This is a genomic window from Labilithrix luteola (genome assembly GCF_001263205.1).
Classification (GTDB): Bacteria; Myxococcota_A; Polyangia; order Polyangiales; family Polyangiaceae; genus Labilithrix; species Labilithrix luteola.
In genome coordinates, this window is sequence record NZ_CP012333.1 from 9,856,685 (window position 1) to 9,870,698 (window position 14,014).

Sequence of the window (14,014 nt, forward strand, 5' to 3'; positions counted from 1 at the left end):
CGCTCGACCCGAACGAAAATCCGGCGTCGCGGGCCGTACCGATGTGCGTGGTGGCCAGAAGATCAGGCTCGTTCAGCGCAAGTGGACGCGCTCGAGGATCTTGTTGCCGACGCAGCGTCCGAGAGCCAGACCGTCGTCGTTGTCGAAACGGTAGTGAATGCCGCCGTAGAGGCGCGAGACGGCCGCCTCATCGGCGGCTGCGTGATAGTTGGCATAGCTGCGCGCGCCGAATCCGCGGCGCAACTTGGTGTCGTCGACCACCGGACCGTTGCCGAAGGCGGCCGTGAAGAGAACGCCGGACGCGCCGGACAGACCCGAGTGACCGGACACCCACGACGGGAACTGCGGCGTCGCCCACGTGGGACGCCAGGTGGGATCGATGTAGCGGCGGATATAACTCTCCGGCCGAATCGTGTTGTAGTGATACTTCGTCTCCCATATGGCGAGGAAGGACTCGTAGAAGCCGAGGCCTGCCTGGACGTAGCCCGCGGCTGCGTCGCCGAGGTTGCCGGCGCGGACGTTCTTCGTGATGAGCGCCAGCCAGTGGCCCGCGGGTGAAGGCGTGTCACCGGGCACGTCTGCCCAGAATCGCGCGATCTCACGCTCCTCCGCGGTCAGCGACCTGTCCGTGTCGTAGACTTCCTTCGCCGACTGGTACCACTCCGAGGACGGGTCGGTGGAGAACTGCGGCGGCGCGAGGTCCGTCGCGCACTCGTCCGGCGACGTGAGAACGAGCGGGCGTAGCGTACCGAAGTACGGCTCCTGCGGATTCGCGACCTTGTCCGTGTCGCTGAACCCGGTCGACACCCACTTGTCCGGTCCCTGCGGGGCCACCCAGCCCTTGAAGCGAACCTCGTTGTAGCCGTCGGCGTTCACCCACGCGATGAGGGCATCGGCGAGGCGGTTCGCGTACGCGACCGAATCGTTGATGACGGCGTCGGGAACACCTTCCGTGCGGCGGAACGCGATCTGCGTCGGCCCGAGCGACTTGAGCGCCGCGTCTGTGAACGCCGTGAACTCGAAGAAGAGGCGGTTCGGATAAACGTAGCCTCCGTCGTTGGTCACGCGGTGCATCGTCTGTGCGAGGACCGTCGGCCAGTCGTAGGTGAGCGACGCGTCAGGCTGGGGCAGCGAATCGAGACCCCTGATCTGACCGGCGAGCGACCGGTAACCGGGCATGCCATGAACGACGGACTCGTAGATGGCAATGGCGCCGTACGAGTACGTGCGCGCCGCGACGGGAGGCGCGCAGACGTCCTTCTTGCAGCTGTTCGCAAGGTTCGTCATCCACTGACGCGCGTACGTCGCGGGGTGGGACGACGTGGCGGTGAACGTCGCGGCCGATTCCGTGACGCCGACGATTTCGTTGTTTGGCTCCGATTCCGCAACGCATGCGGGCAAGAGGAGGGCTGCACAGACAGTCGCCGCGGGGAGGACGTGAATCCCGAGGGAAGGTAACTTTGGCATTTCGAGGTGGAACCTCCGCGGGCCGTCCATCTGCGAGCCGCGTGCCAGGTGAAGAACCAAAACTTCCCGATTTCTACGGGGTTCTGTTGCGTTTCGTTAAGCTCCGGCGGTGCATGTAGGCCATCGACCGGGATAGACACTGTGGCATATGAACGATTTGTTGCATATGCAACACCACGATTCGCAACGGCCGGCTCGCTGGATTCGTCATGGAACTGAAGACTGCTTCTTTTCGTACACTCGTCGGCGTACGCGGAGATCGTACGGGCACCGATCACCATCGGGCCCCACGTCACACGCGGGCTCTCGGACGCCATCATCCCGACACCGCGCAGACCGGGAGGCCTCCCTTGCACGCGGTGCGTGAGGTACGCTTGGTCCGGACGGGGGTATGAGGAGACTGCAGACGACCATGCGTTCTGGGGCCCTTTCCGCTTCGCTCGTGGCTTCGATGACGGCTTGTGTGGTGTCCCTCTGGGGACTCGCGGCGTGCAGCAACAGCGACAGCAAGAGCACTTCGGAGGGTGCCGACGCAGGCCCGGACGCCAGCGAGCTCTGTCCAAACGTCGACAGCGATCGCGTGCATTACCAGGATCACGATCCCAACCGCTGCAGCGACATCGTCCTCGACTGCACGGTCGACCAGAACGGCTTCGACAACGCGTGCGGATGTGGCTGCATCGACAAAGGTGACGACCTCTGTCCGAGCTTCGACGACCCCGCGATTACGTGGATTAGCCGCGACCCCGCCCAGTGTCCGGCCGATCCCCCGCAGAACTGTCCGAAGGGGCAAAACCCCTTCAGCACGTCATGCGGTTGCGGCTGCGTCCTGCCCGGCGGGTGAGCCGTCGCGATTCATGACGACAGCGCTATATTCGCGTCAACTCCGTGACGACGTTGCAGCAACCGAGGGTCGAGGGCGGCCATTCCTCCAACGGGCGGATCGCGGGGCTAGTGCCTTCGCTTCTGGCCGCCACCATGTCGGTACTTGGCTGCTCGGGGCATGAGATCCCGCCGAGTCCCAAGGAGCAACGCGTACCCGAGAACGACGTCGTCATCGATTCGGCCGCGCCTTGCGTCACGGGCCGCCCGGTCGAGACGTCGTTCTGTGGACTCCCGTTGGAGGGCGACTTCGAGAATACCAACGATCTCGAAGTCGTCGCTCAGGCCTCGACCACCTCGGCGAGTTGCACGCAGTTGTACGTGGCAACGCGCACCATTAACGATCGCGTGCCTCGCGTTCGGCGTTACAAGATGATCAGCGTCGAGCCGTGCGCGTTTGCCCGCGACGAGGACTTTGCCGAGGTCACCGGCGAGATATCAGCCATCTCCACGTCGCCCGACGGCGTCGTGTTCGGGCTCGGCTACGATCGCGTACGCCGGCTCGCTCCCGCACCAGCCATCGATTGTGCGCTGGACGCGGTCGAGATCACCATGCATTCGGCGCTCACTCTCGCGCCCGACGGCCGCTCGGGCTGGGTGCTGGTGGACACGACGGGAAAGCCCAAGGCCGCCCCGCTGGCGTTCACGGGTGATGCCTGCCACGTCGGACCGCCGAGCGAGCACGGCTTCAAGAGCAAGGTCTCCGGATTGGTCATGGACGATCGCAATCAGCTGCACGTGCTACCGCTGACGGACGGGAAGTCGCCTCTTGCAAAGCCGTACATCCTCGATCCACGAACGGGCGTAATCCGCGAATACGAAGTGGCGGACCGCGTTGGCGGCTTCTACAGTCTCTTCGACCTCGCCCCCTGCAACGAGGGAACGTGCGTCTTCGACGGCACCCGGATGTTGAACTTCACGAGCGACGGCCACTTCCTCGGTGCCGTGCCCGAACCCCGGGGCGACGGCTGGTTCGCTCCGCGCGCCTACGTGGGATCTTGGACGGGGCCGCTCTTCCAGCTAGGCACGGGCTCGGGCAGCCATCCCGGGCTTCGTCTGCAATTCATCAAAGTTCCCGGAGGCACGTAATGGCCAACCGAATCACGCGACGATTCGAACGGCCGCTGCGCATGGCAGCTCTCGTGCTCAGCGTACTCGGCGTGAGCCTCACCGCGTTGACGACGCAGCCTGGATGCCCCCTCAAGTCGTGTAGCGAAGTCGGTTGTTTGAGTCGCGTCACGGGAACGCTCGAAGTGCGCCTCTCTCCGCAAGATTTGAGCGGTACTCGCCTCGAGATGTGCCACGCGCCGTCGACGGGCGACCCTCACTGCGCGGTCTCCGAGCTGCGCTGGCACCTCGACGCGCTGTCCTGCGGGACGAGGCTCTCGGATCGGCGAAACGCGGTGACCTTCGACACGTCGCCGCGTGTCTCCTCGGAAGGCGTCTCTCTCTCGCCCACGTACTACCCCGGCGCGGGCGAGGAATTCGCCGACGGCGACCGTTTCACGATCCGCCTTCTCGATCCCTCCGAGTCGACCGTCCTGGCCGAAACCTCCGGCACCGTCGCTCACTTCGCCGTCACTTCGACCCCTGCGTGCCAGGGCGACGAACCGGTTTGCCGCTCCGGCTCGTTCTGACGTTCGCGGCACGGCTGATCCGCTAACGTATCCAAGGCGGCGGAGCGTTCGATCGAGGAGGGGCATCCATGACAATCGCGACGCTGGGGCTAATCCATCGTTACATCGGCTTCTGCACACAGGCGGCTCAAACCTTACGAACCGAGTTCGGGACGCACGACCTCTTGCGCGCGGCTCGAGCCTCACCGACCGCTCGCACAGGCGAGCTGCCGAATGGCGCACGGTACGAGTTCCATGGAGTCGGGTGCCGGTATTCAAGTTCGACCTTTGTCGTCGACTTCGACTTCGGGCCCGACGGACGCACCGACGGTTTCGATGCTTGGCGCCTCGCCTTATTTGCCGAAACCCAAGGAGCGGAGTTCTCGCAGAGCCTGGCGGAGATCGACAGCGACCTCCACCAACTCATGAAAGAAGGCGCTGTCATCGCGCCGCGACTCTCGCCATCCGAGCACCTGCTGTACCTTGCTCGAGAGAAGCCCAGCGGCGTTGAAGGTCGAACCGTGTCGCAAAAGTAGAGCTTCGTCGTCGTGATTCTCGTCACTCGGCATTCGCGATGCATGGGTTGACGGACTGCGATGATTTACCGAATTCGGTTCGGTCTATTTGTCTCGTTGGGCGTGGCGGCGATGGGCGCGGAAATCGCGCTTGCGCAGGGATGTGCAAGCTACGCGAGCCCGATCGGGCCCGAGCTGCCCGAGCTGGCGGATGCGTCGCGGGGTGGCGACGGCGGCCGCGACGCTCGTGCGGGAGACGCGTCGCACGCGACCCCTACGGACGCGGCCACCGATGCGAGACATGCGGGCCCACCGGACGAGCCTGCCGACGGGTCCGGCACGTGCGTCAACATCGATGGGACGTTCACCATCGAGTGCGACTCCGACTCGGCGTGCGCCGTCGTCCCGCCGCACGATGCCAAGCCATACGGTGGCGACAAGAGCCCTCGGATGCAATGCGCGAGCGGTAAGTACAAGACGGAGCAATGCGGGGCATTCTGGTGCGGGGTTGGCTGCGTCTGCGAGAACCCCGACGAGCGCCTCTGCCGGTGCGCGGATGATCACCAGCAATACGAGCCGCGCGATTAGCCCGTGAGTTCGCTCTCACGGGTGCCGTTCGATGCACACGCCGCCGGATTCTTGCGCACGCATGCGTGCGACCGGCTATATCGGAGACATGGGGGTCGCCCTGCGTTTTCCTCGTCTCGAACGGTATATGCGTCGGTTGCCGCGCGGGCTCGACTCGTATCCCGAGTATCGGTGCAAGGCGTCGGTGTACCAGATCTACGCCGATGGGCTCGACCTGTCGGCGTTTCCCTTCGACGAGGTGCCGGCGTCGGTGTCGGCGCTGCTCAAGAGTCCGACGCTGCCCAACGCTTGGCTCCAGGAAGCGCACGTCACCGCCGTGGTGCTGGCGGTGCTCGATCATCGAGGCCTCGACGACGCCGCGGCGATTCGGTTGATGGATGAGAGCAACGAGCGGCTGCTGAACGGGCGGCTGTTTCGATCGTTCATGAGCCTCGCGTCGCCATCGATTTTGCTCACCCTCGCCTCGCGGCAGTGGGGGCTCATTCATCGCGGAATGAAGTTCGCGGTCGAACGAGGCACCCCTACCCGCTTGCGAATCGATTCTCCGGAGCATCTGCACGACGAGCTCATCGCTCACGCAACCGCGTGCGGGATTCGTCATGCCCTCAAGATGTCCCGTGCGAAAGAGCCGCGGGTCGAGCTCGAATCGTATTCGCCGACCACCGCCACGTACGTCGCGACCTGGCGCTGAGAACAGCGACGGCGGCTGCCGGGCCTCCGCCGTCGCTGCCCGACTTCGGGACAGAGACGGACCGGATGGCTCGAGCGCCGCCGCCGGTCGGCGTGGAGTTCGCGCGAAGCTACTGGACCTGCAGACCGCCAAGCAGGACCTGGTAGCCCGCCGCCTTGGCGTAGTGCGTCGCCGACATGAAGGAGCCGCGGCGGGACGGATCGGTGGGCGGGCCGCCCGTGGCGCCCACGGGGGCGCGGAGATCGGCGCTGAGGAAGCCGGAGGTGTACACTGCGGCGAGCGACGGGTCGGCGATCGAGACGCGCTGGGCGACCAGCGGGAAGGAGCCGAGGTTCGGAGAGAGCTCCGTCACATGCTCCTCGTCGTCGAATTCGAGTATCGAGCGGACCGGAAGTGGGAATCCCGACGGGGTCGAGCCGCAGGTGAACGGCAGCGTGATCGCCGCGGACTCGCGCCAGACGACGAAGCTCGTTTTGCCGTCGGCGAAGGCGTTGAAGAGCCCGCCGGCCCCGACGCTACTGATGAAGCGCGATTGCCAGGCGGTGCCGAGCGGCTCGCGATTGTCGGCGGCCGACCAGTTGACGAACTTGCCGTAGAACGTCGGGTTGCCGGGAGCCGCCGTGAGCGAGTCGGTCGCGCTCGCTTGGATATGCACGAGCGTATCGGCGACGGACAGGTGCTGGTTGCGGTCGATGATCGTGTATGTGCCGAGGATGTTGTTCTGGTTGGTCGCCACGCCCGTGCCGCCCGCACCGAAATACCCAGGGTCGTTCGGCGCATGCTGCGAGCACTGGTTCACGAGGTCGAGCGTGACGTAGCCACGCGCAATGGCGTCGCCGTGGGAAGCGCCTACGCACTGGCCACCGAAGCGCACCGGCGAGGCCTTGCCCGTGTGCGCGCTCACGAGATCGGCCACGTCGGCCGCGGAGAGACGCGGCGGAGGAAGGACTCCCGTGCAGCTCGCGAAGTTGATGTCCTGCGAGAACATGCCCCTCGGCGAGGTCTTGTCGCTCGGATCCTGTCCGGCGCTCGCGGTGAGGTCGACGAGACCCTTCTGGAAGATCCAGCGCAAGTCGATGACCGAGGAGTCGAATCCCGTCAGATACAGATTGAAGCGATGCGTGGGGATGCCGTAATCGGTCCACAACGTCGCACGCACGAGCACGGCCGTCGCGAACGCATTGACCACCCGAATTTGGGTATTCACGCCAGCCGGGTCGACCGGGTCGACTTCGAAATACGGTGCGAGCAAGGTGGCCGCCGGAGACACGTCGGCAACACCCATCGCCGGCACCTTCGCGTAGCTAACCGTGTTCGTGCTCGAGTCGTAATAGGTCTCGCTCGGCGGCCACGACTGATTCACACGCATCGCGCTGTCGACCGCCGTGGCCGCGACGTTCGTACCGAACTTCGAGAGCTTGCCGCTGCGCGAGGCCGGATAGTGAATCGCCATCGCGAACGACTGCGCGGCCGTGGGATCGTACGAGGGGCCCGCCGCCGCCGGCATGTTGCTCGAGAAGACGAGCGTACCGTTCTTGGAGGTGACGGGCAGCGCATCGCTACCCACGCGCACGCGCGAGACACTGGTCTTGAACGGCTGCAGCACGCCGAGGTCCGTCGCGCTCTCTTGCATGTCGAACGCGAGGAGCCCCTTGTTCGTGAGCGGGCTCGGGAGCGAACCGCAAGTGAACGCACCCTGGTTGACCTTCGAATCACGCCAGACGACGACGTCGGTCTCGTTGGTCGTGAACGGAACCTCCCAGGTCGCCGCGAGCGGCTCGCGATTGTCGGCGGCCGACCAGCCGACGTATCGCCCATAGAACGTGTAGCGCCCCGTGGTCGATGTGCGCACGTCCGAGCTGCTCGCCTCGATGTGCACGGCAGTTTGCGCCTGCATGTGGTTGGTCGCGGCGTCGACCATGAAGAAGTCGCCGAGCAGCGCGTTCTGGTTCGTCGCGTCGCCGGAGGGCCCGAAGTAGCCCGGCACCGAGGGGTCACGCGACGTGCAGTTGTTCACCGTGTCGATCGTGACGTAGCCGCGCGCGATCGTGTCGCCGTGATCGACACCGGCGCATCGGTTGCCGAGCAGCGCCGCGGACTTTCCGGTGAGGGCCGCCTTGAGGCTCGCGATCACGTCCGCGCCGAGATCGGCCGCGGGGAGCACGCCGGTGCACGAGGCGTAGTTGATGTCCTGCGACCGCGGGCCATGCGGGCTGACCGTGTCCGTCGGGTCCTGACCGGCCGTCGCCGTGCGCGGGATCTTTCCGTTCACGATCAGATCGCGCAGGCTGAACGACTGCACGTCGTACCCCGTGAGGTAGACCTGGAAGTGCTGGACGGGAACGCCTAGCTCGCTCCAGATCGTCACGTTGGTGAGCATCGCGACGGCATTCGAGTTCTGCACGGTGATGACCGTGTCGTTCGTGCCCGCGCCGGTCTCCACCTCGAAAGTGGGATAGAGCAGCGTGGCCGCCGGAACGTTGTCGAGCGTGCCGATGGCCGCCTCGGCCGACCGCGCAGCGAAGAGCGCGCCGAGACCGAAGGGCAATGCGAGGAGCTTCGTCCAGAGTCCGCCCGTGCTCCTGCCGGAGCGACGACGGCGCAGCGCCAGACCGACGAACGCGAGCACACCGAAGACGAGCCCGAGGCCGCCCGTGTTGCTGGTTCGCCCCTGCACCCTGCATCCGCAGCTGCTGTCGTCGGCCGGCGCGCTGGACGCGGCCCCCGCGTCGCCGCCAATCACGCCAACGTCGTTCACGAACGTGCAATCCTTGGCGCACTTGCCACCGGCCGAGCCGTTCGCATCGCCGTTGTCACATTGCTCGCCCCTCTCGACCGTGCCGTTGCCGCACACGCTCGGGAGGATCGTGACCGTGCCGGAGCTCGGTGAGCCCACGGCATAGACGACGCTCGGTTCGACCGTCGCGACGACCGTGGTGTCGTACGGAGTGATCTCCCCGGTCGGAACCACGTCGACCGTGGCCGACGCTGCGCCGTCGGGGATGGTGACCGTGCCGGTCAGCGAAGCAAACGTGCTCGGCGCGGCGGAGCCCGAGATCGCGTACTTCACGGCGAGCGCACCGGCGGGCTCGCCCGCACGCGCGAAGGTGAACTGGCCGGGCTGCCCGCCTGCAACGGCCGTGGGCCGACTCGCGAAGGCCGTCACGCTCGGAAGCGCACATGGCAAGTCGAGCGACCAGCTGTCGATCGCGCCGATACCGAATCCCGCGTTGTCGGCCACGCGGAGGCTCCAGGTTCCATTCCGCGGCTTGCCATTCAAGATCGACAAGGGATTGACCGGGAGACCCGTGCCTTTGATGGCAGGAGGCGCCTCGTTGCACTGCTCGGCGGCCTGCGCGGCCGCGCCGTCGGTGAACGTGATGTCTGCGTCTTCGCCCGTGCAACCGTAGCGGTCCGTCGTGCTGATGCCCGGCCTCATCATCAGCAGCACCTGGGTGCCGTCGGGATGAATCAGCGTGAGGCTGACGTCACCGACCCACTGATGCGAGAGCTTCACGTGCACGCCGGTCGAGACGATCGTGGCCTGCGGATCGCACGCTCCCGGTAGAACGGCAAACGACGACGTGACCGTCGCGTTGTCCGTCAGCGTGGCGTCACAACTCGTCGCGAGCGGCGAATCGATGCACGTATAGCTCTGCGCATACGCGGCTGGTGACGCGAAAGCGATCAGCCCGGCGACGGCAAGAGCCAGGGTTCCCCTTCCCACATCCATTGTCCGTACCCCCAAAGCTCGTGAAGCGGCGCGACTGGCAGACGTCCCCATATTAAGACGCCAACGATAGAACCTCGCTGTGAGTCGACACAATCCAAATCTCGATTACGCGAGATTTGGATTCGCTCGCGCGCGCGCCTTAGCGCGTGGGCCGCGTGGGCCGCGTGGGCCGCGTGGGCCGCGTGGGCCGCGTGGGCGCGGACGCCACCGCTACCTTCCAAGCCTTGATCGCCCCTTGGGAGGCGCAAGCGTCGTTCTCGCGGATCCCGTCGCTCTCGCCCGCGAACGAGGCGACGAGCTCGTCGATCCCATCGTGATCGAGGTCCTGGCAACGCACGCGGTAGCCGCGACACCCCTCTCGGCCCGCGTTCGGCAGGCGGAGATCGCTCGTCACGAACCCCTGCCCGTCGGCCGCGAAGAGCACCACCGTCCCGTCTTCGCGCGCCGCGGCCACGCTGGCCAGGCTGGCCACGCTGCCCGCCGCCGAGCCGTCGAATTTGCACACCGCGAGGGCGGCGAAGTCGTTTCGTGAGTCTTCCCGCGCGATCGTACGGCGCTCGAACTTCCCCGACCGACCGATGAATAGGTCGATACCGACGAACCATCGCTCACCCTCGCTGCTCGCGTAAGCGACGAGCAGGTCGTCTTTCGCGTCGCCATCGAAATCCGCGAGTGCGACCGAGCGCACGAGTCCACGCACGGGCAGCCCTTCGACGGGTACCGGCTCGAGCGCGGCCCCCACGCGGCGAAACAGAATGCGGTTTTCGCCGAGCAGATTCGAGCCGATAGCGAGGTCCTTCTTCCCGTCACCGTCGACGTCCCCGACCGCGAGCGAGTCCCCGAAAAGCCCATCGAGGGCGGTCGTCGCGAGCGCCTCGAGCCTCCACTCGCGCGCGTCCGGACCGCTTCCCGCACGGGTCCGCTCACCGGCTCCCCCCAACGTCAACACACGCAGACCGAGATTCACGGCCCCGCTATCGGAGCGCGACGGCGGGCGCGGACCATCGCTCAAGGCGACGATGGCTCGATGCCCATCACCCCGCCAATCGGTGGTGAGGATTGTGCGCGATCCGAAGGAGGCCCCGCTCTCGAGATCGAGCCCGCGACCGAGCGGCGTGAAATGACCGTGGCCGTCATGACGAAGCGCGGCCACGCCCTTCAGGTGAACGGCGAGAGCGAGATCTTGCACGCCGTCGCCATCGAGATCCGCGACGTGCGCGTCGCCATAGTCGTAGCCGAGGGGCGGAAAGCTCGCCTCCTTCCACGCGCGCCAGTGGCCATGGCCGTCGCCGAGAAAGACCACCGGTCGCAACGGAAGCGTCTTGCGCGCAGGGCCGTGCACGATGTCGAGCTCGCCGTCGCCATTCAGATCGGCCAGGTCGAAGCCGTTACGCCACTGGCCGGACGTCGGCAGTCCCTCGTCGAACGCCGTGACGGCGAAGCGCTTCGTCGACGGGAGCTCGCCCAGCTCGACCTGCGCGCCTGCCGACGCGTCGGGCCCGCCGGCGACAGACGCGGCGAGAGAGGCGGCGGGAGAAGCCTCCGGCGCCGTGGAATGACCGCGACGAACGAGCACCAAAGCAGCCGCAACGCCGGCGGCCACGAGAACGGTCGCCAAGACATGAGGACGGATCATGGAAGCGTGCCACGCTACCACGCCGCGGCGTTCGCCCATGCATGTCGCTGAGAGCCGAGCGCGCCGAGCACGCAGCCCCGCTCACGGATGCGGATTGATCCGGAAGTAGAGCGTCACTTCGCTCGAGCTGGCCGTTGCCGGGCAGGTGTGGTCCTGCAGGGAACCGTCGAAGATGGCGGGCGTCAGCGAGATGGTGCAGCCACCGATGTAGTCGTCGAAGGTGGTGTCGCTGTCCCAGATTTCGAAGGAGAAGTTCGCGAGGAGCTCGCTCGCCTTGATGCCCTTGAGCGGCGTTTCGGCCCAAAAGGGGACCGTCGTGTCGTTGAGCGTCGACGTTTGGGCGGAGTGGATGCTCGCGCCCTCGCTCGTGTAGAGCTTCACGTACGGATCGGGGAGGCCGTTGAAGGCGTCCCAGGAGTTGCCCTTCCTGTCCTTGTCGGGGACGACGGCGAAGGAGATGTAGACGTCCCAGAGCGACGTGCGGTCGAGCGTGCAGGCGCCGGATTCGCAGGTTCGGCCAGGACCGCAATCGACGCACGCTTCGCCGCCCGTGCCACAAGCGTTCGCGCGATTGCCGGGCTGACAGCCCGTGGCCGAGCAGCAGCCGTTCGTGCAGTTGGCCTGGCAGCTGCCGTCGATGCACTGGTGCTTCGAGCAGGTTTCGTTCACCCCGCAGGAGGAGCAGGCGGCGCCGCGTTCGCCGCATTGGTTGTCTTGCGTGCCGTCGAGGCAGGTGTCGCCCGCGCAGCAGCCCTTGCAGTTGTTCGGGCCGCACGGCTCCTTGCACTTGCCGGCGATGCACTCGGCCGTGCTCGAGCAGATTTCGCACGAGCCGGCGTTCACTCCGCAGGCCGACGGCTTCGTGCCTTCTTCGCACTTGTCGTCGCGGCAGCAGCCCTTGCAGTTGTCCGGCGTGCAGGTGGCAACCGTGGGGGTGCCGGCCGGCGTGAGAGCGCCGTCTTCTTGCGAGAAGCCGCTCTGGATGCAGCTCGCGACGTCGGCGTCGACGTTGTCGCCTAGGACCCGCGCGATGACGTCGGTGGCGCAGCTGTTGAATTGCGCGGCGCAGCCCGACTCGCCCGTACACTCCGAGTCGACCGCGCTCACCACGGCTTCGCCGTACGGAACGAGGAGCGCGCCGGGAAGCTTCGAGCCGCGTGCATAGAATTTCGCCTCGCAGTCGTCGACGTCGGGCGCGCACGTCCGGCAGTAGTCGGAGGCAAGCTGCGCGTGCGCGTCGGTGGTCTTCGCGCTCCTCTGCGCGCGCTGAAGACACGAGGCCACGCCGCACACGCCCGACTCGAGGCAATCGCGGGCTGCCGTGGTGAGCGAACTGGTGAGGACCTTCGACAGCTGCGCGCAGCCCGTGGCCAGCGTGGCGTCGCAATCGCTCGGCTCTTTGCAGGTCTGATTCGACGATTTGGCGGCGGCGCAGAAGCCCGAGCCCGTCGAGGCGGGAGGATCGGAGCTACATCCCGCACTCACGATCGCCAACACGAGCGAGACGCCCGATACGACAGAAGCCAATCCCGCGAGACCAGGCACGCGCAAGAAGCTCACGTCGCTTGTCTATCATGCACCCCAGGACCGAGCGAGACGCCGCCCGGCCCCGGAGGTGGCCTGATGCGCACTAGAGACTGCTGCCGCCGTAATCCGCCTTCGAACCGCCCTTCTTCGGTGCCGGTTTTGCCACGGACTTCGAGCCCGCCATTTTCGCGGAACTCGCCTTCGACCCGACGCCAACGCCGCTCCCGCCGCCTGACCCGCTGCCGGTGACGGACTCGAGGCCGGGCGGCGTCATCGAGTCGATCGAGCTCTTCTTCTGGGGCATCGGAGGCGGCTCGGTCGGCGTCGGCTTCGGCGCGGCCTTCGGCATGCCCGTTGGCGTTGGAATCGCCGACGGCGCTGGAGTGGCCTTCTTCGAGAAGACCGGGCCGGACTTGCTGTCGAGGGGGTCGAACTTCGACGTCGGGACCGGCGGCGGCGTGATGTTGTCGTCCTTCGTCGGCCCGCGTCGGGGCGCGAGGTGCTCCTCGGCCGAACGACGCGCAGTCTGCACCGCCGGGGTGTTGTCGCCCGCGGGATCGAGCGCCTTCGCGCGATCGAGGCCTTCCAGACAGGCCTTCCAGCCACCATCGTCCGTTGCCGAATCGCACGTGGCAAGCGCCGAACGGCGGAGCTCACCGGCCATCTTCATCGGCTCGGCACTGGGCTCGGGATGAATGTTCGGTGCGATCGGCTCTTCGCTCGGACGGCGAACCACCCAGATCACGATCGCCGTGATGACCACGCCGAGCGCAGCCAGCAGCGCGACTTCACGCGCCCAGTGCGTCTTCAGGTGACGACGCAGGCGGCTCACACGCTGGCGAACGCGCGGCGCAGGGAGCTTCTCCGAGGCGGCGATCGATTCGAGCTTCTCGCCGTCGCCCTCGCGCAGCATCCAGTCGAGCGTGGTGCGTGCTTCGTCGCCCTCGGGCAGATGACGCTTGGCCCAGCGAAGGAGATCGGCCTCGGTGTGCGGCGCCGGGGCGTCGGGCACGTCGGGCAGCTCGAACGTCTCGCGACCCGCGCGGCGGTGGAAGTCGACCACCTTGTTCTTTGCGACGCCGAAGATCCAGCGGCGGAGCGCGTCAGGCTCCTTCGGCGCGTGAGGCGACTCGAACGCCTCGGCCAGGGCCGACTGCACGATGTCTTCGACGTCGCTCTCCGGAACCCGCTTGCGGACCATGGCGACGAGGGCGGCCCGGAGCTCGGGACCGACCGCCGCGCGCTCCGCGGAGGAAGAAGAGGAGGGCGAGGACGATGACGAGGAGGACGCCATGGGTACGTGCACGACGGAACGTCGTGCAGGCTCGGCCAAGTGTGACACGACCCTTCGAGATTCGT

At 66.6% G+C, this 14,014-nt stretch carries 11 protein-coding genes; 6 read left to right on the forward strand and 5 right to left on the reverse strand.

What is annotated here, in order from left to right; translation table 11 throughout:
* Positions 1 to 72: 72 nt before the first annotated feature.
* Complete coding sequence (locus AKJ09_RS42625; RefSeq protein ID WP_169928318.1) at positions 73 to 1,467, reverse strand: vanadium-dependent haloperoxidase; 1,395 nt, start codon at positions 1,465 to 1,467, stop codon at positions 73 to 75.
* A 412-nt stretch (positions 1,468 to 1,879) separates the two neighbouring features.
* Between AKJ09_RS42625 and AKJ09_RS42630 the strand changes: the two genes are divergently transcribed.
* The 6 genes from AKJ09_RS42630 (at position 1,880) to AKJ09_RS42650 (ending at position 5,759) form a co-directional block, all read left to right on the forward strand.
* The gene (locus AKJ09_RS42630) at positions 1,880 to 2,311 is read left to right on the forward strand and encodes a hypothetical protein (protein WP_146653581.1); all 432 of its coding nucleotides are present in this window, start codon (positions 1,880 to 1,882) and stop codon (positions 2,309 to 2,311) included.
* Positions 2,312 to 2,445: 134 nt separating this feature from the next.
* Positions 2,446 to 3,438 (forward strand): hypothetical protein, encoded by a 993-nt coding sequence (locus tag AKJ09_RS42635; RefSeq protein ID WP_146653582.1) that lies wholly within the window; start codon positions 2,446 to 2,448, stop codon positions 3,436 to 3,438.
* Positions 3,438 to 3,986 carry a hypothetical protein gene (locus AKJ09_RS42640; protein WP_146653583.1) on the forward strand — a complete coding sequence of 183 codons (549 nt, stop codon included), beginning with the start codon at positions 3,438 to 3,440 and terminating at the stop codon, positions 3,984 to 3,986. The genes AKJ09_RS42635 and AKJ09_RS42640 overlap by 1 nt, the downstream gene beginning before the upstream one ends.
* 68 nt (positions 3,987 to 4,054) lie before the next feature.
* Positions 4,055 to 4,501: a DUF6896 domain-containing protein gene (locus AKJ09_RS56435; RefSeq protein WP_420814269.1), complete on the forward strand. Its 447-nt coding sequence runs from the start codon at positions 4,055 to 4,057 to the stop codon at positions 4,499 to 4,501.
* 60 nt (positions 4,502 to 4,561) lie between these two features.
* Positions 4,562 to 5,068 carry a hypothetical protein gene (locus AKJ09_RS42645; RefSeq protein WP_146653584.1) on the forward strand — a complete coding sequence of 169 codons (507 nt, stop codon included), beginning with the start codon at positions 4,562 to 4,564 and terminating at the stop codon, positions 5,066 to 5,068.
* 88 nt (positions 5,069 to 5,156) lie between these two features.
* On the forward strand, positions 5,157 to 5,759 hold the full coding sequence (locus AKJ09_RS42650) for a hypothetical protein (RefSeq protein WP_146653585.1): 603 nt from the start codon (positions 5,157 to 5,159) through the stop codon (positions 5,757 to 5,759).
* 109 nt (positions 5,760 to 5,868) lie between these two features.
* Here the strand turns inward: AKJ09_RS42650 and AKJ09_RS42655 are convergent, their stop codons facing one another.
* The 4 genes from AKJ09_RS42655 to AKJ09_RS55800 all read right to left on the reverse strand — a co-directional run bounded on the left by AKJ09_RS42655 (position 5,869) and on the right by AKJ09_RS55800 (position 13,949).
* The gene (locus AKJ09_RS42655; RefSeq protein WP_205633950.1) at positions 5,869 to 9,492 is read right to left on the reverse strand and encodes a proprotein convertase P-domain-containing protein; all 3,624 of its coding nucleotides are present in this window, start codon (positions 9,490 to 9,492) and stop codon (positions 5,869 to 5,871) included.
* A 139-nt stretch (positions 9,493 to 9,631) separates the two neighbouring features.
* Entirely contained in the window at positions 9,632 to 11,128 is a 1,497-nt protein-coding gene (locus tag AKJ09_RS42660) for an FG-GAP repeat domain-containing protein (protein ID WP_169928320.1), read from the reverse strand.
* Positions 11,129 to 11,209: 81 nt separating this feature from the next.
* Positions 11,210 to 12,688, reverse strand: a complete 1,479-nt coding sequence (locus AKJ09_RS42665) for a C2 domain-containing protein (RefSeq protein WP_146653588.1) — start codon at positions 12,686 to 12,688, stop codon at positions 11,210 to 11,212.
* Positions 12,689 to 12,758: 70 nt separating this feature from the next.
* Positions 12,759 to 13,949, reverse strand: coding sequence for an RNA polymerase sigma factor (locus AKJ09_RS55800; RefSeq protein ID WP_146653589.1), 1,191 nt, complete (start codon positions 13,947 to 13,949; stop codon positions 12,759 to 12,761).
* Positions 13,950 to 14,014 lie beyond the last annotated feature (65 nt).

Bases quoted from the DNA above. Each gene is read 5' to 3' on its own strand.
- AKJ09_RS42625 (WP_169928318.1), bottom strand. From the start codon at position 1,467: ATGCCAAAGTTACCTTCCCTCGGGATTCACGTCCTCCCCGCGGCGACT.
- AKJ09_RS42630 (WP_146653581.1), top strand. From the start codon at position 1,880: ATGCGTTCTGGGGCCCTTTCCGCTTCGCTCGTGGCTTCGATGACGGCT.
- AKJ09_RS42635 (WP_146653582.1), top strand. From the start codon at position 2,446: ATGTCGGTACTTGGCTGCTCGGGGCATGAGATCCCGCCGAGTCCCAAG.
- AKJ09_RS42640 (WP_146653583.1), top strand. From the start codon at position 3,438: ATGGCCAACCGAATCACGCGACGATTCGAACGGCCGCTGCGCATGGCA.
- AKJ09_RS56435 (WP_420814269.1), top strand. From the start codon at position 4,055: ATGACAATCGCGACGCTGGGGCTAATCCATCGTTACATCGGCTTCTGC.
- AKJ09_RS42645 (WP_146653584.1), top strand. From the start codon at position 4,562: ATGATTTACCGAATTCGGTTCGGTCTATTTGTCTCGTTGGGCGTGGCG.
- AKJ09_RS42650 (WP_146653585.1), top strand. From the start codon at position 5,157: ATGGGGGTCGCCCTGCGTTTTCCTCGTCTCGAACGGTATATGCGTCGG.
- AKJ09_RS42655 (WP_205633950.1), bottom strand. From the start codon at position 9,492: ATGGATGTGGGAAGGGGAACCCTGGCTCTTGCCGTCGCCGGGCTGATC.
- AKJ09_RS42660 (WP_169928320.1), bottom strand. From the start codon at position 11,128: ATGATCCGTCCTCATGTCTTGGCGACCGTTCTCGTGGCCGCCGGCGTT.
- AKJ09_RS55800 (WP_146653589.1), bottom strand. From the start codon at position 13,949: ATGGCGTCCTCCTCGTCATCGTCCTCGCCCTCCTCTTCTTCCTCCGCG.